The organism is Halalkalibacillus halophilus DSM 18494 (genome assembly GCF_000423105.1).
GTDB lineage: Bacteria > Bacillota > Bacilli > Bacillales > Alkalibacillaceae > Halalkalibacillus > Halalkalibacillus halophilus.
Window position 1 is genome coordinate 148,531 of record NZ_AUHI01000006.1, and the last position, 25,101, is coordinate 173,631.

35 protein-coding genes are annotated in these 25,101 nt (G+C 36.8%); 13 read left to right on the plus strand and 22 right to left on the minus strand.

Going from position 1 to position 25,101, the window contains the following annotated elements; translation table 11 throughout:
- Window positions 1–17: 17 nt before the first annotated feature.
- The 6 genes from G532_RS0104450 to G532_RS0104475 form a co-directional block, all read right to left on the minus strand.
- Window positions 18–575: a glycerol-3-phosphate responsive antiterminator gene (locus G532_RS0104450; protein WP_027963722.1), complete on the minus strand. Its 558-nt coding sequence runs from the start codon at window positions 573–575 to the stop codon at window positions 18–20.
- Between the two features lie 143 nt (window positions 576–718).
- Entirely contained in the window at window positions 719–2,482 is a 1,764-nt protein-coding gene (locus G532_RS0104455) for an alpha/beta hydrolase family protein (RefSeq protein ID WP_051189054.1), read from the minus strand.
- 288 nt (window positions 2,483–2,770) lie between these two features.
- On the minus strand, window positions 2,771–2,992 hold the full coding sequence (locus G532_RS0104460; protein WP_027963724.1) for a helix-turn-helix domain-containing protein: 222 nt from the start codon (window positions 2,990–2,992) through the stop codon (window positions 2,771–2,773).
- A 10-nt stretch (window positions 2,993–3,002) separates the two neighbouring features.
- Entirely contained in the window at window positions 3,003–3,485 is a 483-nt protein-coding gene (locus G532_RS0104465) for a DUF2975 domain-containing protein (protein ID WP_027963725.1), read from the minus strand.
- Window positions 3,486–3,511: 26 nt separating this feature from the next.
- Window positions 3,512–3,997, minus strand: coding sequence for a DUF2975 domain-containing protein (locus tag G532_RS0104470; protein WP_027963726.1), 486 nt, complete (start codon window positions 3,995–3,997; stop codon window positions 3,512–3,514).
- Window positions 3,998–4,017: 20 nt separating this feature from the next.
- The gene (locus tag G532_RS0104475; RefSeq protein WP_027963727.1) at window positions 4,018–4,779 is read right to left on the minus strand and encodes a DUF817 domain-containing protein; all 762 of its coding nucleotides are present in this window, start codon (window positions 4,777–4,779) and stop codon (window positions 4,018–4,020) included.
- Between the two features lie 233 nt (window positions 4,780–5,012).
- Here G532_RS0104475 and G532_RS0104480 point away from each other — a divergent pair, with 233 nt between their 5' ends.
- Entirely contained in the window at window positions 5,013–5,495 is a 483-nt protein-coding gene (locus G532_RS0104480) for a GNAT family N-acetyltransferase (RefSeq protein WP_051189055.1), read from the plus strand.
- 54 nt (window positions 5,496–5,549) lie between these two features.
- Here the strand turns inward: G532_RS0104480 and G532_RS0104485 are convergent, their stop codons facing one another.
- The 3 genes from G532_RS0104485 to G532_RS0104495 form a co-directional block, all read right to left on the minus strand.
- Window positions 5,550–6,038 (minus strand): NUDIX hydrolase, encoded by a 489-nt coding sequence (locus tag G532_RS0104485; RefSeq protein ID WP_027963729.1) that lies wholly within the window; start codon window positions 6,036–6,038, stop codon window positions 5,550–5,552.
- Between the two features lie 60 nt (window positions 6,039–6,098).
- On the minus strand, window positions 6,099–6,587 hold the full coding sequence (locus G532_RS0104490) for an NUDIX hydrolase (protein ID WP_425402120.1): 489 nt from the start codon (window positions 6,585–6,587) through the stop codon (window positions 6,099–6,101).
- Window positions 6,588–6,919: 332 nt separating this feature from the next.
- Window positions 6,920–7,177, minus strand: a complete 258-nt coding sequence (locus G532_RS0104495; RefSeq protein WP_156882535.1) for a hypothetical protein — start codon at window positions 7,175–7,177, stop codon at window positions 6,920–6,922.
- A 392-nt stretch (window positions 7,178–7,569) separates the two neighbouring features.
- On the opposite strand from G532_RS0104495, the gene G532_RS14750 reads away from it, so the two are divergent.
- On the plus strand, window positions 7,570–8,388 hold the full coding sequence (locus G532_RS14750) for a DUF368 domain-containing protein (RefSeq protein WP_051189056.1): 819 nt from the start codon (window positions 7,570–7,572) through the stop codon (window positions 8,386–8,388).
- 368 nt (window positions 8,389–8,756) lie between these two features.
- Here the strand turns inward: G532_RS14750 and G532_RS0104510 are convergent, their stop codons facing one another.
- Genes G532_RS0104510 through G532_RS0104520 form a run of 3 tightly spaced genes read right to left on the minus strand, consistent with a single transcriptional unit; the run spans window position 8,757 to window position 10,618 of the window.
- Window positions 8,757–9,275 (minus strand): GNAT family N-acetyltransferase, encoded by a 519-nt coding sequence (locus G532_RS0104510; RefSeq protein ID WP_027963732.1) that lies wholly within the window; start codon window positions 9,273–9,275, stop codon window positions 8,757–8,759.
- A 17-nt stretch (window positions 9,276–9,292) separates the two neighbouring features.
- Window positions 9,293–10,075: a class I SAM-dependent methyltransferase gene (locus tag G532_RS0104515; RefSeq protein WP_027963733.1), complete on the minus strand. Its 783-nt coding sequence runs from the start codon at window positions 10,073–10,075 to the stop codon at window positions 9,293–9,295.
- 27 nt (window positions 10,076–10,102) lie between these two features.
- The gene (locus tag G532_RS0104520) at window positions 10,103–10,618 is read right to left on the minus strand and encodes a GrpB family protein (RefSeq protein WP_027963734.1); all 516 of its coding nucleotides are present in this window, start codon (window positions 10,616–10,618) and stop codon (window positions 10,103–10,105) included.
- Window positions 10,619–10,736: 118 nt separating this feature from the next.
- On the opposite strand from G532_RS0104520, the gene G532_RS0104525 reads away from it, so the two are divergent.
- The gene (locus G532_RS0104525; protein WP_027963735.1) at window positions 10,737–11,165 is read left to right on the plus strand and encodes a MarR family winged helix-turn-helix transcriptional regulator; all 429 of its coding nucleotides are present in this window, start codon (window positions 10,737–10,739) and stop codon (window positions 11,163–11,165) included.
- Window positions 11,149–11,496 carry a DUF3147 family protein gene (locus G532_RS0104530; RefSeq protein ID WP_027963736.1) on the plus strand — a complete coding sequence of 116 codons (348 nt, stop codon included), beginning with the start codon at window positions 11,149–11,151 and terminating at the stop codon, window positions 11,494–11,496. The genes G532_RS0104525 and G532_RS0104530 overlap by 17 nt, the downstream gene beginning before the upstream one ends.
- A gap of 72 nt (window positions 11,497–11,568) precedes the next feature.
- On the opposite strand, the gene G532_RS0104535 is transcribed toward G532_RS0104530, so the two are convergent.
- The gene (locus tag G532_RS0104535; protein ID WP_027963737.1) at window positions 11,569–11,973 is read right to left on the minus strand and encodes a VOC family protein; all 405 of its coding nucleotides are present in this window, start codon (window positions 11,971–11,973) and stop codon (window positions 11,569–11,571) included.
- Window positions 11,974–12,141: 168 nt separating this feature from the next.
- On the opposite strand from G532_RS0104535, the gene fosM reads away from it, so the two are divergent.
- From fosM to G532_RS0104555, 5 genes are read left to right on the plus strand one after another with little or no spacing between them, the layout of a single operon-like run.
- Window positions 12,142–12,564 carry a FosM family fosfomycin resistance protein gene (fosM, locus tag G532_RS0104540; RefSeq protein WP_027963738.1) on the plus strand — a complete coding sequence of 141 codons (423 nt, stop codon included), beginning with the start codon at window positions 12,142–12,144 and terminating at the stop codon, window positions 12,562–12,564.
- 16 nt (window positions 12,565–12,580) lie between these two features.
- Window positions 12,581–13,366, plus strand: a complete 786-nt coding sequence (locus tag G532_RS0104545) for an MBL fold metallo-hydrolase (RefSeq protein ID WP_027963739.1) — start codon at window positions 12,581–12,583, stop codon at window positions 13,364–13,366.
- Between the two features lie 25 nt (window positions 13,367–13,391).
- Complete coding sequence (locus G532_RS14755; RefSeq protein WP_051189057.1) at window positions 13,392–13,925, plus strand: nucleotidyltransferase domain-containing protein; 534 nt, start codon at window positions 13,392–13,394, stop codon at window positions 13,923–13,925.
- Window positions 13,891–14,196: an aminoglycoside adenylyltransferase domain-containing protein gene (locus G532_RS16225; RefSeq protein ID WP_245570111.1), complete on the plus strand. Its 306-nt coding sequence runs from the start codon at window positions 13,891–13,893 to the stop codon at window positions 14,194–14,196. The genes G532_RS14755 and G532_RS16225 overlap by 35 nt, the downstream gene beginning before the upstream one ends.
- An 11-nt stretch (window positions 14,197–14,207) precedes the next feature.
- Window positions 14,208–14,597: a nucleoside 2-deoxyribosyltransferase gene (locus tag G532_RS0104555; RefSeq protein ID WP_027963740.1), complete on the plus strand. Its 390-nt coding sequence runs from the start codon at window positions 14,208–14,210 to the stop codon at window positions 14,595–14,597.
- Window positions 14,598–14,678: 81 nt separating this feature from the next.
- Here G532_RS0104555 and G532_RS0104560 read toward each other — a convergent pair whose 3' ends face one another.
- The gene (locus G532_RS0104560; protein ID WP_027963741.1) at window positions 14,679–15,917 is read right to left on the minus strand and encodes an Nramp family divalent metal transporter; all 1,239 of its coding nucleotides are present in this window, start codon (window positions 15,915–15,917) and stop codon (window positions 14,679–14,681) included.
- A gap of 189 nt (window positions 15,918–16,106) precedes the next feature.
- Here G532_RS0104560 and G532_RS0104565 point away from each other — a divergent pair, with 189 nt between their 5' ends.
- Window positions 16,107–16,916, plus strand: coding sequence for a metal-binding protein ZinT (locus G532_RS0104565; RefSeq protein ID WP_027963742.1), 810 nt, complete (start codon window positions 16,107–16,109; stop codon window positions 16,914–16,916).
- A 74-nt stretch (window positions 16,917–16,990) separates the two neighbouring features.
- Here the strand turns inward: G532_RS0104565 and G532_RS0104570 are convergent, their stop codons facing one another.
- Window positions 16,991–17,587, minus strand: a complete 597-nt coding sequence (locus G532_RS0104570) for a class I SAM-dependent methyltransferase (protein WP_027963743.1) — start codon at window positions 17,585–17,587, stop codon at window positions 16,991–16,993.
- A 161-nt stretch (window positions 17,588–17,748) separates the two neighbouring features.
- Between G532_RS0104570 and G532_RS0104575 the strand changes: the two genes are divergently transcribed.
- Complete coding sequence (locus G532_RS0104575) at window positions 17,749–18,291, plus strand: ribonuclease FAU-1 family protein (RefSeq protein ID WP_035512524.1); 543 nt, start codon at window positions 17,749–17,751, stop codon at window positions 18,289–18,291.
- Window positions 18,292–18,416: 125 nt separating this feature from the next.
- Here the strand turns inward: G532_RS0104575 and abc-f are convergent, their stop codons facing one another.
- The 3 genes from abc-f to G532_RS0104590 all read right to left on the minus strand — a co-directional run bounded on the left by abc-f (window position 18,417) and on the right by G532_RS0104590 (window position 21,795).
- A complete protein-coding gene (abc-f, locus tag G532_RS0104580) occupies window positions 18,417–20,294 on the minus strand; it encodes a ribosomal protection-like ABC-F family protein (protein ID WP_027963745.1) in 1,878 nt (625 codons plus the stop codon).
- A gap of 180 nt (window positions 20,295–20,474) precedes the next feature.
- On the minus strand, window positions 20,475–20,603 hold the full coding sequence (locus G532_RS16290) for an RAxF-45 family protein (protein ID WP_281170526.1): 129 nt from the start codon (window positions 20,601–20,603) through the stop codon (window positions 20,475–20,477).
- A gap of 85 nt (window positions 20,604–20,688) precedes the next feature.
- Window positions 20,689–21,795 carry a citrate synthase/methylcitrate synthase gene (locus tag G532_RS0104590; protein WP_027963746.1) on the minus strand — a complete coding sequence of 369 codons (1,107 nt, stop codon included), beginning with the start codon at window positions 21,793–21,795 and terminating at the stop codon, window positions 20,689–20,691.
- Window positions 21,796–21,909: 114 nt separating this feature from the next.
- Between G532_RS0104590 and G532_RS0104595 the strand changes: the two genes are divergently transcribed.
- Window positions 21,910–22,785, plus strand: a complete 876-nt coding sequence (locus G532_RS0104595) for a LysR family transcriptional regulator (RefSeq protein ID WP_027963747.1) — start codon at window positions 21,910–21,912, stop codon at window positions 22,783–22,785.
- 75 nt (window positions 22,786–22,860) lie between these two features.
- Window positions 22,861–23,295, plus strand: coding sequence for a hypothetical protein (locus G532_RS0104600; RefSeq protein WP_027963748.1), 435 nt, complete (start codon window positions 22,861–22,863; stop codon window positions 23,293–23,295).
- A gap of 39 nt (window positions 23,296–23,334) precedes the next feature.
- Here G532_RS0104600 and G532_RS0104605 read toward each other — a convergent pair whose 3' ends face one another.
- The 4 genes from G532_RS0104605 to G532_RS0104620 all read right to left on the minus strand — a co-directional run bounded on the left by G532_RS0104605 (window position 23,335) and on the right by G532_RS0104620 (window position 25,097).
- On the minus strand, window positions 23,335–23,724 hold the full coding sequence (locus G532_RS0104605; protein ID WP_027963749.1) for an RDD family protein: 390 nt from the start codon (window positions 23,722–23,724) through the stop codon (window positions 23,335–23,337).
- 24 nt (window positions 23,725–23,748) lie between these two features.
- The gene (locus G532_RS0104610; protein WP_027963750.1) at window positions 23,749–24,315 is read right to left on the minus strand and encodes a DUF2812 domain-containing protein; all 567 of its coding nucleotides are present in this window, start codon (window positions 24,313–24,315) and stop codon (window positions 23,749–23,751) included.
- The gene (locus G532_RS0104615) at window positions 24,302–24,622 is read right to left on the minus strand and encodes a PadR family transcriptional regulator (RefSeq protein WP_035512527.1); all 321 of its coding nucleotides are present in this window, start codon (window positions 24,620–24,622) and stop codon (window positions 24,302–24,304) included. The genes G532_RS0104610 and G532_RS0104615 overlap by 14 nt, the downstream gene beginning before the upstream one ends.
- 139 nt (window positions 24,623–24,761) lie before the next feature.
- Entirely contained in the window at window positions 24,762–25,097 is a 336-nt protein-coding gene (locus G532_RS0104620) for a YxeA family protein (RefSeq protein ID WP_027963752.1), read from the minus strand.
- Window positions 25,098–25,101: the final 4 nt, after the last annotated feature.

Below are 25,101 nucleotides of genomic sequence, written 5' to 3' on the forward strand. Positions count from 1 at the left end.
TAAAGCACGCACATGATTTACTGTTCAAAATGTTTCCAAAGGTTAATATCAGAAGTTGTAATCGCAGTAGCACCCGCAATTAATGCTTGATTGACTTCGTTAGGTGTATCAATTAATCCCCCAGCAAATACTTCGGTTTTAGTTTCCTCATGAATCTCTTGAATAATCTTTGGAACTAGTCCTGGAAGTATTTCTATGTAATCAGGTTGAGTCTTCTTCACTTGAGCCACACTTCTTTGCAAAGCATTGGAATCAAGGATAAATATTCGTTGAATTGCCTTTATCCCTTTTTTCTTAGCAATTAAAATAACACTTGCTTTCGTAGAGACTAACCCATAAGGTTTGACCTCTTGACAAAGATACTCCGCAGCATATTCATCATTTTTTAAACCTTGAATTAAATCCACATGTAAGAACATTTTCTTGTTGTGCTGGTTCGCTAACTTCATTACAGGTTTAACTTGAGAAATGTGCAATTCTAAAAAAACACCATACTTATAATTACTCTTTAGCATACGTTCAAAATCTTTCATACTCTTTATAGCAGGAAGAATTTTCTGCTCTTGTAAATTCATATATTACCCCCCTACGAACTGACTTTTGAGAATATTACTATGAATAAGAGTAGCTCATTCAATGCTAAGAGGCAATTCATCTACTCACTATATCGAAATAATTTAATTCCCCTCAGCAAATGAACTGCCAAGGGGATTAATTTTTATATTTGCATCGCTTGACCTGCAACAATATACCATGTGATTAAGAATGCGTTCACAAGTGCTGCAGCATAAATTGTTCCAGTCTTACGGAATAAGAATGTGGAAACGAAAGCAACGATTAAATTCACAAATACGAATTGGTAAGCAACTATTGTGAGTAGAGGTTTCGCCCAAAGTAGTTCTCCTGTACTAAATAAAGTCACATACTGGATAACAAGCAAACCAACAATCCCTAATGCATTAATTGCAAAGTTAGCACTAAACCATTTCCAGAATGTTTTCTTTTCAGACGAAGAGTCTTTTAAACGAAGTTGGCCGTGTAAAATCACTCCATTTACAAGGAAGAAAATCAAGAATGGGATAAAGTAAGTTAATACTAATCCAAACTGAGTTAAACTCATCGGTTTAAATGCCATAACCCAAATTCTAAAATCAATTCCGAAGAATAATGCAGCTGCTGAAACTGTCACGTATAGTAACCCTACAACAGTCAGTGCATAAACAACTGATTTCCCGAGCGATTTACCATCTAATATCAATCCGTAATTTTGCATTGTTCCACCGTTATTTTTATTTCTAAAGTGGAAAATGGTTAACAATGCAGCTGCAATCACAGCATTTAAAATTGCCCAAACGGCAAGACCAGTGGTAATATTTTGTCTTAACACTTCACCTGCTGGGAGCCAACCTTGACCCAATTCTTGAAAATAAATGAAAGTCGCTGCCGGTATAATTGTTGCAATCAAAGCTCCGATTATCCAACCAATCATTGTTGGTTCCGCCTTAGATTCAGGCATTGATCTAACTAATGAAGAGAAAAATGGAGCTCTTAATAAGTTACCTAATAAAGCAATCAATAACATAATCGCACCAATCAAAGCTACAAGTGTAGATAGCTCCTTAGCCTTCCATGATTGATCAGAAGCATCAATCGGAGTTGGTGCAGGCATTGCTTGATCCATAAATTCGATAACATGCCCAATTGATTCATTAGACCAATGTGTGCCTGGATGAATGACAGGAGGTGCATAAAATACACGTGCTGATTGGTCATCAAATGACCCATAGACAACTTCTTGTTCCACAGGTTCATCAACACCGAACACTTTTAACATCTTTTCAGAAGTATTTACATCAGAGGCTTTTGGTACACCCCACATTGTCAATGCAAATTCATCATATTCACTAAATAAAATCCCGTAGTTAAAAGCCGTATCAGCCGTAACTTCTCCAGAACCAAAAGTCTCTGTGGACGAGCTAATTTGGAAAACGGAATTAACCAAATCCGGATTTGTTGTAGCAGCATGTAAAGCTGACCAGCCTCCCATGGAATGTCCTGCTAACCCAACTTGATCATTATCAACAAATGGTAAATTGTGAGCGTACAATAATCCCGAAGTCATACCTCTGCTTAAATCAGAGGCAAATTGTTCGGAATACCCGTGACCGGTCATATCCATAGTTAGAACAACATACCCTCGCTTAGCAAGCTCAATACTAAAAGGAGCTTGCGCTTCTCTTGAATTTATATATCCATGCGTGTTCACTATTGTAGGATATTCTTCTTCCGGGTTAAAATTCGCAGGTTTATACATTTGTGCACTATGTACAATCCCGTCTTCACCAGTAAATCTTAAATCAGATATCTCCATCTCCCCTCCATCTGTTTGCACTTGGTAGGCGACAAAACTTCCAATCAAGATAATTACCATGGAAATAATTATTGCTAATGGTTTTGAAAAAAATCCTTTCACTTGTTCCATTGTTTCTCCCCCTTTTATAGTATGCTAATAATCAGTGAAGACAATTGAATACAAAAAAACACATACAATCCCCTGGATACAGTGATTATATGTGCTTCTCAATAGTCTCGGCACTAATATTAACTTTTAAAAACCAGTATATATGTTTTTGAAAGCGATTTCAACAATTTTTAGACAATTAAAGCCAATTTTTATAGTTTATTGTGAATTCTCTATTTCAAAACAACTAGTTTGAGAAACTTGTTTTATACAATCTATGCGTCGAATACGAAAACATGAAAAAAGTTTTTATTTGTTTTCTCGATCATCCGGGACATACTCCATAATATCCCCAGGCTGACAATCTAAAGCCTCGCAAATTCCTTCCAATGTGGAGAACCGAATTGCTTTTGCTTTTCCGTTTTTTAATATAGATAAATTGGCCATCGTAATACCGACACGCTCTGATAGTTCGGTTACACTCATTTTTCGCTTTGCCAACATCACATCGATATTTATGATAATCGCCATTCGTCTCACCTCAGATTGTTAATTCATTTTCCGCTTTAATATCAATCGCACTTATTAATAACTTCTGTAATAGAGAGGCAAACACTGCAATAACAAACGATCCAAAGATCACAGCCATCCCTATTGCGATTACTCCTGGTGCATCATCACGTTCTCCAAATATAAAGATAAATGGCATCATCAATATATAAATAAACGTAATCCACAGCCCACACCACTTAATACCTTTCAAAGATTGAACGGTTCGATTCGTAAATGCATCCCCTCGGTCAATATAACGCAACAATTTCATCACTTTGAATAAAGCAATATAAAAAGGAATCGCCGCCAAATACATCCCCACTATAATTGAATACATCACTACTTGGACAAAACTCCGGCTGTCTAATAAATCTATCATTAACATCGGTAATACGATGGCGCAAAGGGCAAGCACCCCAAGTCCAAGCAGCACTGCTACCATTCGCAAAAACCATATAGTACCTTTTTGCATACCCTCACCTCTTCTGACACAGACTTTTACACAGTCAATTCATTTTCTTTTTTACTATTCACTACATCATCTAACAAGCTTTGTAAAACAAACGCAAAAGCGGAGATAACGATGGAGATTATAATAATCACACTGCCAGCAATGACAATTTCAAAGGCGTTATGTACAGAGCCCATATAAACCACTAGCGGCATGGCGATTAAAAACATCCCTGCAATCCAAAAGCCACAAATCTTAATGACTTTTAAAGCATTGATAGCTTGATCTGAAAACGTTTCTTTCCCGTCTATTAAGGTCAGCAAGCGGTAAGATTGAAACAAAGCTAAAAAATAAGGAAACGTGATTACATATAAATAACCCATCACTAACACTTCTAAGGTTCCTATCTGTGGAAAAGACTCTGCAACCGCTTCTGCTATAAAAGGGAAACCGAAAATAGCTAAAGCAATGATGGGTAGACTCAATAAAATAAGGACTATTTTTAAAAAGAAAGACGAGTTTAAAAACTTCATAACAGGAACACCTCCCTAATCTATGAATACTTACTTTGAATACGTTTTAGAGTAGAAACTATTAAAAAACTAACAATAACCAACAACAACCACGAACTCAATTTTCCCCAGTCGACTAGCTGCCACGTCTCTGCTTGATGCGGATAACTCCATGCTTCAAAGAACGTCGCTATATTTTCAGCAATCCATATGAAAAATCCAATCAGAATAAAGGAAAGCACGACAGGCATAGAGTAACGAATTTCCCCTACTTTAAAACCTACCCACGTTTTCCAAAATAACAGAATCACAAAGGCACCTAACCACCATCTAAAATCCATCACATAATGATGCGTGAAAAAATTCAAGTAGATCGCAACCGTTAACGGAACAACTAAGAGATACGGTGGCCAATTCATTAACTTCACATCTAGTCGCCTCCACGCCTGGCAAAGGTAACTTGCCACACTCGCATACATGAAACCACTATATAAAGGTACCCCAAAAACTTTCGTAAATCCTTCTTGCGGATACGACCACGACCCCATATGCACTTTATAAATTTCTAAAGTTAAACCAATTACGTGAAATAACGTGATGACCATTAATTCACTCTTTGTCTCTAACCCAGAACGAATCATCCACCACTGAGCAAGTAAACAGATGATTAGTAACCAATCATACCGAGGTAAAAACGGCAACTCGATCCACTGCGTAATGGCTAATGAGACAAAAATAATAACAGGAAACACACAAGCCAACGCCTGCTGCCACCCAAAACGAAAGAGTTGTTTGATTGCCATTGTTTAATCTCCTAAAAAGGAATTTGAAACTGTTTCTTAAAAATTTAATGTTTCTTTTTATTGATTATAAACATTTTTTTATTGATAATCAATAAATAAATGACAAATATTGAACTTCCATTCTTTGTATTAAGCTAAAAAATATATTAAAATCGATAATATATTTTAAAAATTTGCAATAAGAATGAATTTTTGAAGGGGTCTCAATAATTTAATTGTTGGAGGTATATATAATGAAGTATCAAGTTCGAATAGCAACTTCAGAGGATTATGAAAAGATTAAACCTATACATAAAGAAGTTCATGACTTACATGTGGAAGGTAGACCAGATAAATATAATCCAACGAAAAATACGTTAGACAAAGAATATTACTTAAATCTAGTAAATAACAATGAGGGAAGAGTTTATGTAATTGAATATGATAAGAAAATAATAGCCTTTACCTTTTTAAGAAAAAACATCGCCTCCGATCGTGAAACAGTTGTTAAACATTCATATGTTTTTATGGAAGACTTTGGAGTAAATAAGAATTATAAAGAGAATGGATTAGGTCGTTTATTATTTGATAAGGCACTTGAATTCACAGAGGAAGTAAATGCAACTAGTTTGGAACTTGGCGTTTGGGAGTTTAATGAAACTGCTATAAAGTTCTATGAAGCTATGGGGATGCAGACACAAGCAAGGAAAATGGAAATCAAACTGCAGAAAGAATAGTATTATATGTAATCATATCTTTAATCATTGTTTTTGCAGCTATCCAAATATAAATCACCGATCCACAAAAGCACACTCTAGTATTTCTTGATATAATTCATCCCATTTATGATAATACTCAGTTACAGCAGAGGGATTTATTAGCATCCTTTCTGCTGACTCAAATCTAGCTTGAAATTCATGTAATTCATCTATATCCATACGGTAAAAAACCTGATAGCCTACTTTGGGATAAGGGCTTTCTGGATTCCAATGAGGATTTTCGTTATGATCTACTGTAATGTGTCCTAATAAAGAGCATTTTCCAGTAACGTAACCTTCCTCATAAGCTTCCCTTTTAAAGCATTCTTCAGGTGTTTCTCCATCTTCCACATGTCCCCCAGGAAAATCCCAGCCCCTATTCAACTTCACCAACATCAATTTTCCATCCTTAAAACAGAATCCATGTACACTTGTGATTAAGTTTCTAGGTGGAAGTTCATGATCATGATTCCACGTTAATTTTACTTTCGCTTCTCCCCACTGTACGTATTTCGTAGTCACGCTTTTTCCCCCTCTCATATTCTTTCTTAAATGCTTCTAATCTTTTAGTCCAGTAGTTACTTAATTTAAAACCTGCCATTCTTCATACGATACTGGTCCAACACCTAACTCTTTGGTTCTAAGCCATTCAAAAGCTTTTAAAACAAGCGGGGAAGCATTATTCAAAGAGACACCTTGCTCAGACACCCACAGTGCTCCAAGTGAATCTTGCCCTTCAAACTGTTTTGGAACCCTCAATTCACCGCCAATTTTATTAACAACATAGAAGCCTGCGATATGATGCACATCTGTGAAATCCCTCCACGAGGAAGGAAACTTAAAATCTATAAGTCCAATGTTTTTCTCAATTTCGATTTCAATACCGGTCTCTTCTTTAAACTCTCTCTTCATAGCAGTAGATAAAGATTCGCCCTCTTCTAAGCTTCCACCAGGGAGGTCGTAACGATTAATATATGGTCCTCCATTTTTATTTATCACCAATAATTGATCGTCTACTCCATAGAGTCCGTACACACCGAAAGCTCTGTGATAATTTTTAGTTTCCATAATTACTTCCCTGACTTTTATACACTTGTCCCATCATATGCGTTACTGTCCTCCACAAATTTTTTATAGTTATTCAACTTTTGAAATACCTATGTAATCTGTTAACGAGATCAAGTTTACTTTTACATCTTCCTTCTTAAAAGACACATAAGCACCTTCTCTTAGTCCCTTTTCCCAGCCATAAGCTTTAATTACTATTTCGTACCTTAAAGGAATTCCGCTTTCTTCTCTCGCAGGTGACCACTCATAACTATATCCTGTAGGATCGATACGACTTTTTTCTTGTTCATCGTTATCTCTTCTCTCTGTTACTATTAATTAAGAAATACCTAGCTCTACTCACCGTACAATGAAGATAGATAATCAAACAGCTCGTTTTGGTCATCTAACACCTTATATTCTTTACGGTCATTATCAGTATCTCTAGCAAAAACACTTTCCTTATCTATATGATATACATGTACATCTCTTACATCAAAATGAATACGAAGTTCAAATGATTGGCTATTATTTTCAATTCTTCCCCCGTTGTAAATGCGAAGATCACTGTTTAATAATTCATAAATTTCATCTTTATTATCTATCGTAATCATTCGATCATCCTCGGGAGGGATATATTCCAAGTTTTCATCCATTGTGCCATCTTGGCGAACTTCTAATTATTCAACCTCGTCGAATAACTCTTGATTTGCTAAATTGTCTTTAGTTGCTTCTGAAAACGTAGTAGGCAAAGAAGTTAATGAGATATTAAAATACTCTACGGTTAAGAGGGCTACACACAATAAAATAAGGAAGATATTGAGTGGTTTTTTTCTTATTTTTGACATACGCATACCACCTTTGCTCCTGCTATTCTTTGAACATAAAAACTTTTCCATATGACTAACAAATCAATAACCAATACTTGGAAAACACCTTTTGAAATAGTATAATTTTTCCTATATGCAATTGCAACCTTTGATCGCTATTGAAGGAGGGATCAAGTGTGTTTGGACTTATATTTCGTGGGATGGCTGTTGGTGTAACTGAAATGGTTCCTGGAATTAGTGGGAGCACAGTTGCCATGATACTTGGAATCTATCAACGGCTCCTCTATTCCATAAGTATGTTGACAACCAGCAAGAAGAAAGAGGTTCTCCCTTTTCTATTGATGTTTGGTTTCGGTATGGTGATTGGATTTGCCAGTACCCTTTACATAATTGACTATTTATTAACAAACTATCGAACACAAACGTTAATGTTTTTTGTCGGAGTCATTGTTGGATTTCTACCATACCTTTGGAAAGAAGCCCTTAACCAATCTAAATCCACATTTCAACCAAAGCATTTCATAATTATGGCGATATTTTTTGGGTTAGTTATAATCGGCCAGATTTTAGGTGGGGCCAATGAGTTAAACGTAATTAATTTATCATTGGCGGATTACATCTTTTTAATTACTTCTGGGTTCATTGCAAGTACAGCTCTTGTCCTACCTGGCATTAGTGGGGCGTTAATCCTTACTATATTGGGACTCTATGAGCTAGCAACTTCTTCACTTATTGCACTTCACTTTCCTATAATTATAGCAATAGGCTCTGGGATAACCTTAGGCGTATTGATAACAAGTAAATTAATCCGCTTTTTATTAGCAAATTATTCTTTGGGGACATATGCTGCAATGATCGGATTGGTCAGTGCTTCGATATTTGCAATCATGCATGAAATAGAAGGTGCTATAAGTACGCAAATCATGTATATGTCTTTTATAACCTTTGTAGCTGGAATTGTGGTTGTTATTGGTTTAAAAAGAAGTCAAAGTTAACATGCCGAACTGGATTGACACGATTTCATGAAGGAACCTCTTTCAAGCATGGCTGCACCTATTCTTTGTTATTAGAGAATAAACATAAATTATAAAGTTTGTTTAAGTAGAATTCCCTAAATCCCCTATTGATAAGGAGGTTTTATATATTGAGTATGAGACGTTTTAAATATCCATTATATTAGGAGCAATTGCTTTCTTATTCATATTAATATTAACCCTAATTATCGACTCTTTATATCTTTCGCAAGCTTATTTGTTATGTTTTTAATTTTTTTTGAATTAAGTTATTACTTTTACTTCAACAAGCACACGTGGAAAACAAAATTATAATCTCTTGTCCGCTTAACACCTATTCGACTGAACTATTACTTCCTTATTAAATCTATCTCCCACACCATATGATCTGCACCTTTCCCCCAACAATCCTTCACCACATGAATAGGGTCACCAAGTTTTTTCATCCAATACGCTTGAGACGACTTAAATCCCGCATCTAAGCTCGACTTGGTCATGTTGAGTTTGCGCGCTTCGTCAAATATATTAGTTAGTAGAAAGCGACCGACTCCTTGGCTTTGATTTGATACTTTTATGTATACACAACCTATTTCCAAGACCTCGCTCAGCTCTGGACAATGGTTTCTAATAATTTCACCTGGAGGGGTAATCGCAATCGTTCCCAGGAGCTCGTCCTGTTCTTCAGCGACAAAGAAGTAGGTTTGGTCCTTGTTGAATGAATCCTCTACCACTTGCATCAAACGTTGAACTTCATCATTTGTTGAGACTACGTCAGCTAAACCTTCTACTTCAACCACCGTTGAAATCGTTTCTTGAAACAATTCGTGCAATTGAGGCAAATCTCTTTTCTCCACATGCCTGAAAATCACTTTTACCCACCTACCTTCTATTTCTTCTCAGCAACTACATAAGCGTAATCTCCTAGATGACTACTGTAGTTACGCATCACGTTTTCTATATGTCCACTTTCTATGTCTTGCTTGAGCTTTTCGCAACCCTGCGATATTTCCTTTTCTGAGGCCAAGTTGGCAAAAGTCGAAATGCCTGCCCTAACATGTTCATCTAAGTACATACGTGGGTCATACTTACCGCTATAAAGGAAGAAGTCTTGCAAGTTAGGTTGGATGATAAATGTTTCTGCTCCCACTATGTCAAAACCCGCTTCTTTCAGCTGGTCATTGACGACTGATAACGCTGGCATCTGTTCAGCGGATTCTTTCAATGCTATTGGAAAATATTCGTTTAACCAATAGTTATTCATCTGTTCAGGAGTTGAAGTGAAAATCACAAATCTTCCCTTACTCAGAACGCGATAGACTTCTTTAAACGGAGTTAATAGATTTTCAAAGTGATGGATGGATAGTGTGCACGTCACTCCGTCAAACACCCCGCTCGGATACGGAAGATTACTGACATCAGCTACCTTCCACTCTACATTACTAGTTTTAAGCTCGGCCTTATTAATCATTTCCTGAGAAAGATCGCTAGCACTCATGCTTAAACCCGTCTTCTCCATCGCAATCGTATAATTACCAGTCCCACAGGCGACATCAAGAACCTTACTTTTATCAGCTAGTTGCAAGTGCTCGCGTAGTCGGCGGGTGATTTCAGGATCTGCTTTACGCGTGGTATCATAAGTCCCGCCAATCTTGTCGTATAAAGGCTTCATATTTCATCCCTCCACTATTCATTATTTTCAATCACCAATCCAATCTAGTGCCCTTTTCTCAATTTCTTTTGCATAACTTTCTTTGCCACTTATGTAAGATTCAATGTCGTCAGGAAATCGCATAGCTAATTCTTCTTTTAAGTCTCCGTATCGTTGCTTGGGCTCTGGGTGAGCGCGTAAATAATCTCGAAAAGCTAAGTGCCGATCAATTTCTGGAGAGCCAACTTGATAAAAATGAACATGATGTGAGCGTTGATCTCCCCCTTTTTGAAAATATCTCCTGCCCTTAATTCCATTCTCACCTTTAGACTCGTAACCCATTTGTTGCATTTCGTCATTAAAGGAATCGACCATAGATATATCCTGCACAATCGGCATCATATCAATAACTGGTTTAGCCTTAAGTCCTGGCACAGAGGTACTTCCAATATGATGTATAGTTACTATCTCCTTTCCAAAAAGAGCCCGAAGTTTACCAGCCTCTTTCTCGAACAATTGAGGCCATTTTTTGCTGTATGGAATTACTTCTACTTTTCTTGCCATTTCATCATTCCTTTAGATTTCTTTATCTATTAATAGCATATAACATTATATCTTTACAAAAGATTATATCGTATACTAAGATATAATTATCATTTACGATACTATAAGGAGCATTTATATGAACAATAAAAAAATAATTAAACAAATCAATCAAGACTGGACAGATATTTACCATCATTTACATGTAGTGCATCAAGAGAATATTTCACATCAGGCTGTTCGTGCACTACAGTTTATAGAAAAATCGGAGAGTGTAACAGTGGGTGACTTATCCAATCACCTAAAAGTATCTCATAACACAGCTTCTGAGCACGTTAAAAGGCTAATAAAAAAGGGTTACATAGCAAAGATACGAAGTACAGAAGATGAAAGAAAAGTATTCGTGGTGTTAATAGAAAAAGGACATGAAGTATTAAATAAACATACACGTTTAGATGAGCAGAAATTAGAAATTTTATTAGAAGATCTGAGTGCTGATGAGATTGAAAAAATTGAATCTACTTTCACTCTTCTATCTAGGAGTGCCAAACATGTATCTGATAACTAAAATTCTTTTATCAGCAATAGTTATTGGGATCGTTACTGAGATTTCAAGAATCTTTCCTAAATACGGTGGGGTCGTCGCGGCATTACCATTAGTTAGTTTACTCAGCTTAATTTGGCTTAATATCCAAGGTGAAGAAGCAGCTAATCTAAGCAAATTTGCTTTAGGTGTTTTATGGGGTTTCCCTGCCACGGCAGTAATGCTGATCATTGTCGCAATTTCTCTTAAAGCCTCCATACCGTTATATATATCTATTGGACTTGGAACGGGAGGGTGGCTAATCTTCTTATTACTTCAAGATGCAGTAGTGAAAAATGTAACCACCTATTTTTAGTGACATTCCCTTACCTTACTTAAATTGATATGCTGTGCTTAAAATTTGCAGTAACAACACATTCCTATCTACTTACTCAAAAGCTCGATTCATCAACACGATTCTCCAACCATCAGGGTCTTCAATCGTGATCCCTTCTTCTTTCCAATACCCATTTTCGGGCTCTACTGCATGGTATCCCATATCTTGTAGTCGCTCTTGTACATGGTTAATTTGATTTTTATCCGTTATATAAAATACTAATAAGTTATCTTTGGTTGGCGCTGGGCATGGACTTCCCTCTTCGTGACGCGTGAACTCCAAGTGATAATCGGCATTCGGCAAGCCAATAATGACACCTTCGTATCCCCGATGTCCTTGGAACTCTCCGATCTTCTCAAGCCCTAATCCATGTACATAAAAATCAATGACCTCTTCAAATCTATCTGTTGGTCTTGCTACTCTTATTTGAGCTGCTGCAAAGTCTTTAAATTCCATTGGATATTCCCCTATCTGACTATTAATCTAACTTAATATTACGACTTTTCTTTAGTTAAACAAATTATTCTGCCTATCTATTTAACGTTGAATTATAGCCCGATTTCAGTATTTTTAATAATAAATGGTAGAATAAAAATACATTCTAGTGAAGGAGGAGATTTATCAATGACAATCAAGGGTCTAAATCACTTTCTATTCTCTGTTTCCAACTTAGATCAATCTATTAAATTTTATAGAGAAGTCTTAGATGCTAAGTTGTTAGTTAAAGGGCGCACCACTGCTTATTTCGACTTAAATGGAATGTGGCTTGCGCTAAATGAGGAGAAAGAAATTCCGCGTAAAGAAATAGAACAATCTTATACACATGTAGCTTTTACAATTGAAGAAGATCAATTTAACAATATGTACGACAAACTAGTTAATTTAAATGTAAATATCTTATCTGGTCGACCAAGAGATGAACAAGATAAAAAATCAATCTATTTCACAGACCCTGATGGGCATAAGTTTGAATTTCATACGGGGACGCTACAAGATCGCATTGACTATTATAAACAAGAAAAGCCGCATATGGACTTTTTTGACTAAGGCTTGGAGGGGTTTTATGAAGATAAAAGACGATTGGTTTACAGTAACTCAATTGGATGAAAATACTTTTGCTATAAGTGAGTATGGACACTGGGAGAAGGTACATTCTTTTTTAATAATTGGCAAAGATCGCGCAGCACTAGTTGATACAGGGCTTGGAATTGATAATATTAAAAGAGTAACAGACCAGCTTACTGCTTTACCTATCATCGTATTAACTACGCATGTTCACTGGGACCACATTGGAAGCCACGGGGAGTTCGAACATATATATGTACATAAAGCAGAAGAAGATTGGCTAATCAATGGCATTAAAAAACTGCCTATTGAGCAAATAAGGAAAGATGTAAGCCGGGATATTACTAAGCCAACTCCTGATTCCTTCAACCCAGAAACTTACCGACCTTTTCAAGGGAAACCAACTGGATTGTTAAGTGACGGCGAGATTGTTGAGTTAGGTAATCGAGATCTAACCATCTATCATACGCCAGGTCACTCTCCCGGCCATATAGTGATCTTTGATCAATCAACTGGTTATCTCTTTACTGGCGACCTACTTTACGATGAGACACCAGTTTACGCTTTTTTTCCTACGACCAGCCCAGATGATTTAGTCGATTCACTAGAAAAGATTTCAAATATTCCTGGAGTTAATAAAATATATGGTGGCCACAATTCAGCAGGTATCGAAGCTAGTATACTTAGTGAAGTGAAAAGAGGGGTAGATTATTTAAAGCAGAATAAACTGGTTAAATTCGGTACAGGGGTGCATGAATTTAAAGGGTTTAGTGTTAAGTTTTAATAGTGAAGTATAGGTGGTTTAGAAAATGAGTTATAAGTGGAAGACATGTCCGCTAGAGATAAAACTTTTTGTTGAAGAGTTTAAAAATAGTATTAAGAACATTTTAAACGATAACTATGTTGGTTTTTATTTGCACGGTTCACTAGCTATGGGAGGCTATAGCCCTTCCAGGAGTGACCTAGATATTTTAGTCGTTACTTATACCACATTAACAGAGGAGAATCATCGCTGCTTAGCTCGACTCTTAATAGAAAAATCGAATAAACCGACACCTATTGAAATAAGTATTCTTTCTGTTCATCAATTAAATCAATGGAGGCATCCTTCCCCTTTTGAATTCCATTATAGCGAGGACTGGAGGGGTGAATTTGAAAGTATGTTTTTAAACAACAATTCATTTATACCTTCCAATGAGAAGGTTACTACAGACCCTGACTTATCTGCTCATATTACTGTAACTATTCACAGAGGAGTATGCCTCGATGGTGAACCTATTGAAGATGTTTTCCCGATAATACCTGAACGTGACTATATATCTGCGATCATGGGGGGACTATAATGAATGTCTTAGAAACATTGAAAACAATCCGGTTTATTGTTCATTAAATTTAATAAGAGTGTTCTGGTACCTTAAAGAACAACAAATTATCTCTAAACTTGAAGCGGGAAATCTAGCAATACAAACGTTTCCAACTAAATATGAAAGTGTAATAAGGAAATTGTTAGCCCAGTACCAAGGCAAAGTTAATTCCTTACCCAAAAATTATGAATTAAACTCATTAAGAGTTTATATTGATAATGAAGTTCAACGCATTTTAAAGTCAAATTAAGGAGCACACCCATGAAAAAATTTTACATAGCTTCAAGCTTAAAAAACATTAACACTGTGCGCGAAGTAAGCCAGGACTTAGTTAACAGAGGCTTCAATCATACGTATGATTGGACTCTAAATGATAAGGCTTCGACACTTGAAGAATTAAAAACAATTGGGCAATTAGAAAAAGAGGCTGTCAAAGAGGCAGATTTCGTAATTGTCCTATTACCCGCAGGAAAGGGAAGTCATATTGAATTAGGGATAGCATTAGGACAAGGCAAAAAAGTGTACCTCTATTCCCCGAATAGTGAAGTATATAATGTGGAGACAACCAGTACATTCTATCATATTCCTGAGGTTGAAATTTTTGAAGGTACGCTCGATGAACTTATTAAGTTTGTAACATACAATGAGTAGAAACGTGCAATGATAATGCCCCTTACAATAATGAAGAGACGATCTCGAATCCCCGAGATCGTCTCTTTACATTTATTTATATTATCCTGCCATGAACGTCGTCACGGCATCTACCAGACTATAAATACCAAGACCACTAACAATCAAAACAATTACTCCACCGATGATGTTTAGCTTCAAGGAGTTTACATATTCACCCATAGCATTCTTATTATTCAAGACAATCAATAAGAAAACGGCTATTATCGGCAAAATCAATCCGTTTAAAGCTTGTGCAGTTAAGATCAGTTGCATAGGTTCAAAACCGATTGCTGAAGTAATAATGCCTATCCCAATGACAGTACTGAAGATCGCTTTAAATTTCCAACTACTAAAGCCTGAACCCCAACCTGTTAAGCCACCGATTGTATAAGCAGCACCTAAGGGAGCCGCCATTGCTGAAGATAGCCCTGCTGCCAACATACCGATGCTTATAAATGCTACAGACCAGCCACCAAGTGTCGGTTCTAATGCTGTTGCTAGAGCTTCCACCCCAGCCGCTTCTGTTCCACGAATGACAGCGCCCGCAGTAACAATCACTGCGATCGTGATTAATCCTCCAACAGCTATAGTCAAAATAGTATCCCAACGAGCCTTTTTAAGATCAGCAGGGTCTTTCCATCTTTCCGTCGCTCCTGAGGCGTGCATGAAAAGGTTATAAGGGACAACGGTGGTTCCAATTAAAGCAACAATAATTACAATTGACCCTGACGGAATAGTTGGAACGAATGCCCCTTCCATCACTGCAAGCACATTCGGTCGAATGACGATCATGGTCGTCAAGAAGGTAATGCTCATCACAATAACTAATCCGATTAATATTTTTTCAAACATCTTATAAGTTCCTGTTAAACCTAGAATTAAAATTACAGTACCTATAATTGGCGCAATATAATTTTGAGGGATTCCAGTTAATAGAGAGATTCCTAGAGCTCCACCAGTAAGGTCGCCTGCCATATAGGCGGCACACCCTATACCGATTGAAAGCCCGATTAAAATAACTGCCCCATACTTCAGAACAGGCCTTTCAAACTGACTCCGGACAGCTTCACCTAATCCATTTCCTGTGATAATCCCTAAACGTGCTGCCATCTCTTGCAAGAAGATCGTCGTTATTATAGCAAAGACAATCGCCCAGATCAGCGCATACCCAAACGTTGCACCCGCTTCAGTAGCTGTAGATACAGTACCTGGCCCGATAAAGGATGCCGCGATGATCGCTCCTGGTCCAATTACCTTTAATTTTTCTTTCATCCTCTTCCAAAGTGACTCTTGCTTCATTCAGACAACCCCTTAAAACCTTTATATCGCTACTTCTCATCTCTATTTGTTCGTCTTCCCCTTTCAAAAAACATGCAAACTACCTTCAATAACTTATTTAAAAATAGTCGTTGACAAAAAAGAAAGAAGGGTTTAATCTATAAATCGTAATCATTACGATTTAATTCAGATAAAGAGGAGAGGAAGAAAATGAAAAGATTACGATTACTTTTTAGCTTAGCAATATTAGTCCTAATGAGTTTTTACTTAGTAGCATGCCAATCTTCAGACGAGGAACAAGCTGAGGAAACTGGTGAAGAACCAACTGAAGAAGAGCATGATCACGAAGAAGACGACCATTCTCATGATGAGGATCAAGATCACGACGAAGATCATGATCACGATCACGACCATGATGAGGAAGAACATTCTCATGATGAAGAAGATCACGATCATGATCACAGCCATGACCATGACGAAGAAAGCCAGGAAATTTACGATGGATATTTTGAAGATAGCCAAGTTGAAAATCGCGAATTATCTGACTGGGAAGGCGATTGGCAATCCGTTTACCCATACCATGAATCTGGAGAATTAGATGAAGTCTTTACACATAAAGCAGAAGAGGGCGACATGACAGAGGAAGAATACAAAGAATATTACGAAGTAGGATATGAAACAGATGTTGATCGTATTATTATTGATGAAGGACATGTGACTTTCTTTGAAAACGAGGAGGAGTACTCAGGGGAATACACCTCTGATGGATATGAAATCCTTACTTATGAAGCTGGAAACAGAGGGGTAAGGTTCATTTTTGAATTAGTGGAAGGCTCGGGCGAGATGCCTCAATATATTCAATTTAGTGACCATAATATCTATCCTACAGATGCTCACCATTACCACCTATACTGGGGTGATGACAGAGAAGAGTTACTGGAAGAAGTTACGAATTGGCCTACGTATTACCCTTCTGACTTAGATGCAGAAGGAATTGTACACGAAATGATTGCCCATTAAAAAAATCTCCCCCTTGTCTTCACTTGTTGCACTCATGAGAGCAGACAAGTATAAGAACAAGGGGGAATTATATTTTACTTCTTACTAGTAGATAGAAACAACGAGGCATCCTGATTCATAAATATTTGCTTCCCGTGATGGAAGGTTCTAATATCATTTGGTTGAAAACCCACTTCCAATAAAGAGTTTTTAAGTTCTGCATGGACAAAACCATTATGAACTTTCGGATGATTAATTTGTTCATTTTTATCAAAATCAACGATCAATAACTTGCCACCGTCATTTAAAATCCCATGTAGTTCCTTTAAAATCTTTACAGTATCCGGGATATGAAGTAAAACGAGCGAGACCAAAACAATATCTGCTTTTATATTTGGAGTCTCTTGGGTCAAATCAGCACAAAGCACGTTAGCATTGCTGAGCCCTCGCTGTGATATTTTTGCATCTGCAACTTCCAACATACCCTGTGAAGAATCCACTAATAATACTGAGTTTACTAAGTCAATCAGCTCTAATCCGACTAAACCAGTTCCACTCCCATAATCCATGAGTGATTCAGATTCACTATCTTGTAATTCAGATCTTACTTCTTTTAATATGACTTCAGCTAATGCTTTTCTTTCTTCTGTATCATAGCGTTGCGCCATTTCTTCAAATACATTTTCGTCCATGTTAGAACTCCTTTTTGTAATAAAATTTTTATTGCAGATATAGTACACTAATGTTAGTCGTATTGCTACTTTGAAAAATTAAGTAGTTTTGATAAAGTACCTATTAAAGGAGAGAATTTGCTTGTCTTTCAAGGGACATATATAGAAATGAGGGGTGCGAGTTGTTAAAAAGAAAATATGGTGATCATCATGGCTGGAAACGTGTACTAAAAAAGAGCTTTACAAAGACTTTCTTTCACACAAATGAATTTAATGGGCATGCGTCTTTAATACATATTCAAGAGGTAAGTGAGCCACTATCAAAAACATATGGTAACAAGGAAATCTGCATTGTAGATAATGGTTATTCCTGGCTTCATCATTACCCTACAAATGAATACCACTCCGTGACTACTATGTTCAATTCAAATGGAGAAATTGTTCAATGGTATATAGACATTTGCTTACAAAATGGTGTGGAAGATGGCGTACCTTGGATGGATGATCTATTTTTAGATATTGTAGTCTTACCCTCAGGTGAAATTATGCTGCTTGATACCGATGAACTCGAGGAAGCATTTGAACAAGGGGTTATTTCCGAGTATCAATATAATTTAGCCCATAAGGAAGCAAGAGAAATAATTGAACTTGTACATAAAGATGAATTTAATTTAATAAAATTAGCAAATGAGCACAAAAAGATTTTGGCTCAGGAACTAAAGTAATCTTGAAATAGATATGAATATTCATTATCAAGCTTTTCCTATTTAAAAGAGTTGGAAAGAAAAATACGTGAATTCCTATTTGAATTCACGTATGAAATAATATGTGATCGATAAATTAAGGCAAGTCAACCTTCTAACTGATCACAAAGCTCTTCCCATTCATGCTCTAAGTCCTCTTTTTCCTTATATAGCTGTTGTAGTAATTCTAAGTCTTCCACTTCCAATAATCTTTTGTCTAGGTCCGCAATTCTTTCCTCTAAATTGACTAAACTAATTTCCAAGTTTTCATTTTGCATGTGTTGATTCTTTTTCGGTCGTTTCTGAGGTAAAGGAACTTCTTCCTTTTCCTTCATTTCTATTTGTCCTGTGTCTTCTTTTAATTGCGTCATTTTTTCCTTGGCCCAGGTATAGTTCCCCTCAAAGCAATGAACTCTCTTTGATTCGATCCAATAAACCTTTCCAAATAATTTATTTAGAAAATACCTGTCGTGCGACACGGCTACTAAGCTACCTTTAAAGTCATCAAGGGCTTCTTCCAGCACTTCTCTTGATTCAATATCTAAATGGTTCGTTGGTTCATCTAAAATTAACACATTAATATCTTGATACATCAATTGGGCTAACCTTAAACGCATCCTCTCTCCACCACTGAGCTGAGAAACTTTCTGGAAAACAGCGTATCCATAAAACATGAATCTTGCTAAAATACCTCTTGCCTCTCCCTCTGTTACTTTCACTTCTTCTCTAAACGTCTCTATCACTGTTTCGTCTTCAATGGAAGAGAAAATACGTTGAGATAGGTATCCGATTTTAACGTTACGTCCGACCCGCACCTCACCTTCGTCTGGTTCAAACTGGTCCAAAATTAACTTTAGTAAGGTTGATTTTCCTGTTCCGTTTTCTCCTATGATCGCTACTCGGTCTTGGTAGGTAATATGCATATTTACATCCTTAAATAATAAGTTGTCACCAAAGCTCATTGCGACACCTTCAAGCATAATAACATCATTCCCACTTCGATCAGAAGTCTCCATCTCTAAGTTCATTTTCTTCCGGTTTAGGATCGGTCGATTCAGTTTTCTCATTCTCTCTAATGCCCTTTCCATGTTTCTTGCTCGTCGATGAAGTGCTGCATTTGGTGGGTTGGCTCTGTTGGCCCAATCTCTTAAGCGTTTTATAGCTTCCTTCATTTTTTTAATCTTCTTTTGCTGCTCTTCATAGGCTTGGAATTCCCTTAGGAGCTTTTCTTCCTTTTCTTTGACAAAGCCTGAAAAGTTGGAGTGATACGTATATACTTCCCCATCTTCCAAGTCAATCACCTTGTTAACCACTTCATCGAGAAAATAACGATCGTGTGAGATGACGACAACTGTGCCACTGTACTCTTTTAAGAAATTCCCTAACCATTCCACCGCCATTAAATCTAAATGGTTCGTTGGCTCATCCAACAATAATAAATCAGGTTGTTTTAATAGCAGCAGCCCTAGTCCGACCTTCGTTTTTTCCCCACCACTTAATCGAGAGAAGGGCTGATCAATTAAGTGTTGAATATTCAAACCGTGAACTATTTTTACAATACTAGATTCGGTTTCATAACCACCATTATTCGTATATTGATCTTGTAAATCTCCATATTCACTGATGAGATTTTGTAGCTTTTCAGGGTTTGTCTCGCTCCCCATTTCAGTCTCTAGCTTTTTCATCTTTTCTTCCATTAGAATTAAAGTAGAAAACGCTGATCTTAATATATTTTTTGTCGTCGTTACATTATAGTAATCCGGGATCTGAGTCAGATAACCAATGACAGCACCTTTCTTCCAATGTATTTGACCAGTATCTGGCGTTTCCATATCTGCGAGCAAACGAATTAACGTTGTTTTCCCGCTACCGTTTCTACCAACTAAACCAACTCGTTCTTTTTCTTTTATTTCAAACGATATATCTTCAAAAATAGAGTTTCCTCCATACATCTTTGCAATTTTATTTACGCTACATATAATCACGTTAATTCCTCCTTATAAATACAAAAAAGCCATAGGAAGACATATCCTCCCATGGCTCAGGTTTAGAAGAACACTAAAGATACTCGATCAGTGTTCTATTCCATAAAAAAAGGAATGCATGAAAATGCACTCCTTCAACCGTCTTTCAATCATGTGGGTTAAGAGATGTTTTTCACTGTTTTAGTTTGCTATGGAATTGTTAAAAAAGGACATACCTATCCCGTTAACAATTACAGCAGCAAATTTTGCACGGTATAAATAAAGGAACTCAACCCAATATCCGTGCACTAAAACAGTTTGATTAAACATCTTACCCCACCCCCGCTTCTTTAAAGCTAGCTTTATCTTAGCACTTAGAGAGTTTTTAATCAATTGGTAAAATTGAGATTTTTCATTATTGGTCTACTAAGTGGCTAGGCATCTTTCCAACGTACTTAGATTGCGGCCGGTAAATTCGATTGTCTTCTGCTTGTTCGATTACATTTGCTGTCCAACCAACCACGCGGCTAGCAGTAAATGTTGGTGTGAACAATTCACTCGGCATTTCTACAGCACGCAATACCGCAGCTGCGTAAAATTCTACATTTGTATATAATTTGCGTCCTGGTTTATACTCTTCTAATAGCTCTATAGCAAGATCTTCCACATAGTTCGCTAGGTCCAGCCAGTGATCGTCGACCGTTAAGTTTCGCGTAACTTCTTTTAATGCTTCGGCTCTAGGGTCTTGTGTTTTGTATACACGATGGCCAAAGCCCATTAACTTTTTCCCTGATTCTAGTCGGTCTCTTAGCCAAGGTTTTGCATTTTCTTTCGAACCAATTTCATTCAACATTTCTGTTACTTCAGTCGGTGCCCCGCCGTGTAAGGGCCCTTTCATCGCTCCAACAGCTCCTGTTATTGCGGAGACCATCTCAGACTCGGTTGAAGCTATAACTCTTGCGGCAAATGTGGAGGCATTCATGCCGTGTTCCATCGTTAGAACGGTATAGGCATTTAATGCTTTTACATGCGCTTTCATTGGTTTCTCACCGTTTAGCATATACAAATAATTTGCCACGTGACCAAGTTCCTCATTAGGTACCACTGGTTCCAGCCCATTTAGTTTTCTAAAACGAGTTGCTATGATCGTAGGTACGAGAGCTGTTAACTTAATAGCTTGCTCCTTTGTTGGTGGCCATTGAATCGTTTCATCTCCCAATGCAGACAAACTAGTACGAATCACGCTCATCATATCAACATTCCGAGGAAGATGCTCTATTATGTCACGAACATGATCAGGTAACTCTCTATTCTTCTTAAATGTTTGGTTCAAACTCTCGTATTCTTCTTCAGTTGGAATCTTTCCATACCAAAGTAAATAACAAACGGATTCGAAATCATATTGAATGGCAAGATCTTTCGCACTATACCCTCTATAAATAAGAATCCCTTCATTCCCATCAATATGGCTAATATTAGTTTCAGCTGCCACCACTTTTGTTAATCCTTTATCTATGGACATATCCTCACTCCTATAATTTAACTTATTTTTATCATATAGGAATTATTTGATTATTAAAAATAGTTATTTTTGTTATAATTGATTAATAAATTTAATTAATTGAAGGTGAAAATGATGAACACATCGTGGTTACGTACATTTGTAGTTGCAGCAAAATATGAAAACTATCACAAAACCTCAGAAATTCTCTTTTTATCTCAACCTACTGTATCTGTGCATATTAAACAATTAGAAAAAGCAGTAGGCGTGAAGTTATTTAGTAAGTCTGGTCGAAATGTTCATTTGACCCCCTATGGTAGAGAATTTCTAAACCATGCCAAAAGTATTTTAAATATCATGGACGATAGCCTTGTAACGATCGATCGTTTACGCCAAGGTTATTTTCAGGAATTAACGGTCGCCGTCTCTCCACTAGTTGCCGCCACTTATTTACCTTATTGGATGAAACAATTTGTGAAGGCTCATGCTCAAATAGAAGTCGTCATAGAAGTGATGGAGTCAGAGATAATCCCAGATGCCATTGTCCAAGGTAAGGCTGATTTAGGTTTATCTAGAATGGAAAGTAAGAGACTAGAGGTGACATGTGAGAAGTTATACGAGGAACCGCTAAAAGTCGTATGCCCTCATGATGGCGGAGATGCCGAATCAAGTTTACCGATTGATTTGGAACAGTTAATGCGAGAAGAACTTCTTTTGACACATAATCACCCTGAATACTGGGAGAACATGATGATAGAAATTAAGAGTATTTATCCACATGTCAAAACAATGAAAGTTTCCCAAGTGCATGTGACAAAACGATTTATTGAAGAAGGAATCGGATTTTCATTTCTACCAAGATCGATCGTCAAAAAAGAGATTATCGAAGGGAGAATCCTTGAAGTGAAACCCGCTCCCTTATCCCTTCCCAAAGCAGCAACCTACGCTATCACAAAGCATAAAAGCGAAGAAACTTCTAAATTTATTGAGACGGTTAAGAGATTGGTTTAACTAGACTTGAAACGAAACTTCTTAAATTACGTCTAATTAAATAAATTGGGGTGATTTGTTATTAAATTTATACCGTTGAGTGTAGTAATTATTATCACTCTATTAGTAGGGTGTAACAATCAAACTGAATTGGAAGATGGAAGTGTAGTTCACGACGAACAAACCTCAGCAGACAACTACAACTTCGGAGATAAGGTTATAGAAATAGCGGATAACATGGAGGACTATGAAAAATGGTGGGATCACTTTAATTATAGTGAGAGTCGACCTGAAATTAATTTTGAAGAATCCTCGTTAATCTTCCTACAAACTACTGAAAATTCTTGTCCTAAAGAAATTGATATTATTGAAGTCGACGAGGAAGATAGATTGATTATTGAAACTGCTCAGCCGGGGACTTACTGTGACGATATTGGTTTGGAGAGGAGTTTTGTATTAGAGGTTGAAAAAGATACATTAAAAAAGGTTGAAAATATATGGTTTGAGGGAGAAGCTATTCAAAAATATTAACTACTTCTCCCTCTAAAATATGTCCTTCTGCTAAATCACTTAATCTTCCTTCACTACCGTCCCTGAAAAACGATCATGTGGAAAAATCGCTCCAGTATTACCTTCGAATTCTTTAGGGTTTTTCAAATAATTAAAAGTGCTCACGGTATCCCTATAACCCATGCGTTTAAAGAGTTGTTTTGATGAAAGTTCCGATCCATTTTCACTTTCTAAGAGCAATCCAGCTTTTTTGTAACCAAGCGTTTGTCCGCATTGACGTAACTGCGCATACTCAAGTGACCACATGATGACGGTTGGTGTCACTAAACTACGAACTGCTTCATTTTTCACTTGTTTCTTCAATAAATAATCAACACTCGCAGTCAATACACTTGAAATTGCAACGTCAATTAAATAAGCCTTAAAGCGTTTCTTTGTGATGGGTTCCATTACTGATCCTCCTCGAATTTCTTCTTATTCTTTTAAAATAGAATGCTTTTGATAAGCTTTATAGTAACTGATACCAAAGATAATAGCCATGAAAACGGGAAGCAGCTTCAATAGTACAAACGGTGTTTCAAATATCAATGCTTTACAAAACAAGGAACCTTCCATGCTCCAAAGACCATCAAAGTACAAAGTCGGTTGATCACTGAAGAGCATAAAGGAATATATTAAACAAAACATACCCAACACTAAGCAATAATTCATAACCCTTTTGTAATAATTACCCTTCGATTGACGATCGGAGAAGATTTCATTGTGATTCCCCGCTTCTTTTTGCCAATATCGAATGCCACCTAACCACGATCCTTTTAGATAGGTCCAACCAAAATCCTCATGAAGCCCTATGTACTCCTCGGATTTTCTCTTTGACATATATTCCTGGCAATCTAAGCGAATCACATAGCTATTGTCGGTTTCTTCGAAAGTATATATTCCGAATCCGTTAATATTCGTACAACGATAACCTTTTTGTAATTGTTCATTCAGCCACTTCTCTTCTTTTTCTATATCAAAGAACATTTTAATTATTTTCATTTGGTTCACCACCTTCGTACAATGACACTATATGAGATAGCCTCTCATTTTCCCTACTCAAAATTTCTTTTCCTTCTGTAGTGATCACATAAAATTTTCTCCGGCCGGAATTCCCAACAGGTTCAATCCAACCATGTTTATTCAAATTTTCAATTGCTCCGTATAATGTACCAGCTGCTAAAACCACCGTGCCGTGACTTAAATTTTCTACCTTTTGCATCACAGCATAGCCATGAAGTGGTTCACGCAGGGCTAATAAAATGTAATGCATCGTTTCAGACAACGGTAATAATTTATGTTGTTTCATATTCTCACCCTTTATTAAGTTCAACTATATAGTCTGACTGTATAATAATATAATACAGTTCAACTGAATAGTCAAGGCTTCTACTAATTCATAATAAAACGACTCACTCTTTATGAGTAAGTCGTTTGCAAATTTATATTTATTTCGGCATCTCTTCTTCCTTAACCTCTGCGTAAGTCATAACTACATCATTCTTCAAAGTGAGTTGAACATAAGCTCCTTCTCTTAATTCACTAAGTGCAGTAAATTCTACGTCTTTTTGTTCGCCATCTTCATTTACTGCAGGAAGTTCATAAATGACGGATTCTCGTTCTCCTCCGATGATCCCTGCTTCATCAATCTGGACATACCAATACTCTTCTTCTATAAAAGGATTGAGATTGGCTTGGGTGGTTGCTGGCAAAGTAGAATAAATCCAAGTAAAAATTACTCCAACCAACAATATTCCCAGAAAAAAGATACCTGTCTTTTTCATTTTT

Coding starts and splice junctions, on each gene's coding strand:
- G532_RS0104535 (WP_027963737.1), bottom strand. CDS start 11,973: ATGGAATTTAAAGACTTTGCAGCAGCTCAAATAAGAGTAGCAAGACCA.
- G532_RS0104595 (WP_027963747.1), top strand. CDS start 21,910: ATGAACACATCGTGGTTACGTACATTTGTAGTTGCAGCAAAATATGAA.
- G532_RS0104610 (WP_027963750.1), bottom strand. CDS start 24,315: ATGAAAATAATTAAAATGTTCTTTGATATAGAAAAAGAAGAGAAGTGG.
- G532_RS14755 (WP_051189057.1), top strand. CDS start 13,392: ATGAGTTATAAGTGGAAGACATGTCCGCTAGAGATAAAACTTTTTGTT.
- G532_RS0104450 (WP_027963722.1), bottom strand. CDS start 575: ATGAATTTACAAGAGCAGAAAATTCTTCCTGCTATAAAGAGTATGAAA.
- G532_RS0104470 (WP_027963726.1), bottom strand. CDS start 3,997: ATGAAGTTTTTAAACTCGTCTTTCTTTTTAAAAATAGTCCTTATTTTA.
- G532_RS16290 (WP_281170526.1), bottom strand. CDS start 20,603: ATGTTTAATCAAACTGTTTTAGTGCACGGATATTGGGTTGAGTTCCTT.
- G532_RS0104520 (WP_027963734.1), bottom strand. CDS start 10,618: ATGGCAAGAAAAGTAGAAGTAATTCCATACAGCAAAAAATGGCCTCAA.
- G532_RS0104560 (WP_027963741.1), bottom strand. CDS start 15,917: ATGAAGCAAGAGTCACTTTGGAAGAGGATGAAAGAAAAATTAAAGGTA.
- G532_RS0104615 (WP_035512527.1), bottom strand. CDS start 24,622: ATGAAACAACATAAATTATTACCGTTGTCTGAAACGATGCATTACATT.
- G532_RS0104475 (WP_027963727.1), bottom strand. CDS start 4,779: ATGGCAATCAAACAACTCTTTCGTTTTGGGTGGCAGCAGGCGTTGGCT.
- G532_RS0104480 (WP_051189055.1), top strand. CDS start 5,013: ATGAAGTATCAAGTTCGAATAGCAACTTCAGAGGATTATGAAAAGATT.
- G532_RS0104565 (WP_027963742.1), top strand. CDS start 16,107: ATGAAAAGATTACGATTACTTTTTAGCTTAGCAATATTAGTCCTAATG.
- G532_RS0104465 (WP_027963725.1), bottom strand. CDS start 3,485: ATGCAAAAAGGTACTATATGGTTTTTGCGAATGGTAGCAGTGCTGCTT.
- G532_RS0104525 (WP_027963735.1), top strand. CDS start 10,737: ATGAACAATAAAAAAATAATTAAACAAATCAATCAAGACTGGACAGAT.
- G532_RS0104460 (WP_027963724.1), bottom strand. CDS start 2,992: ATGGCGATTATCATAAATATCGATGTGATGTTGGCAAAGCGAAAAATG.
- G532_RS0104590 (WP_027963746.1), bottom strand. CDS start 21,795: ATGTCCATAGATAAAGGATTAACAAAAGTGGTGGCAGCTGAAACTAAT.
- G532_RS0104570 (WP_027963743.1), bottom strand. CDS start 17,587: ATGGACGAAAATGTATTTGAAGAAATGGCGCAACGCTATGATACAGAA.
- G532_RS0104545 (WP_027963739.1), top strand. CDS start 12,581: ATGAAGATAAAAGACGATTGGTTTACAGTAACTCAATTGGATGAAAAT.
- G532_RS0104530 (WP_027963736.1), top strand. CDS start 11,149: ATGTATCTGATAACTAAAATTCTTTTATCAGCAATAGTTATTGGGATC.
- G532_RS0104455 (WP_051189054.1), bottom strand. CDS start 2,482: ATGGAACAAGTGAAAGGATTTTTTTCAAAACCATTAGCAATAATTATT.
- G532_RS0104605 (WP_027963749.1), bottom strand. CDS start 23,724: ATGGAACCCATCACAAAGAAACGCTTTAAGGCTTATTTAATTGACGTT.
- G532_RS0104555 (WP_027963740.1), top strand. CDS start 14,208: ATGAAAAAATTTTACATAGCTTCAAGCTTAAAAAACATTAACACTGTG.
- G532_RS0104515 (WP_027963733.1), bottom strand. CDS start 10,075: ATGAAGCCTTTATACGACAAGATTGGCGGGACTTATGATACCACGCGT.
- fosM (WP_027963738.1), top strand. CDS start 12,142: ATGACAATCAAGGGTCTAAATCACTTTCTATTCTCTGTTTCCAACTTA.
- G532_RS0104495 (WP_156882535.1), bottom strand. CDS start 7,177: ATGATTACGATAGATAATAAAGATGAAATTTATGAATTATTAAACAGT.
- G532_RS0104620 (WP_027963752.1), bottom strand. CDS start 25,097: ATGAAAAAGACAGGTATCTTTTTTCTGGGAATATTGTTGGTTGGAGTA.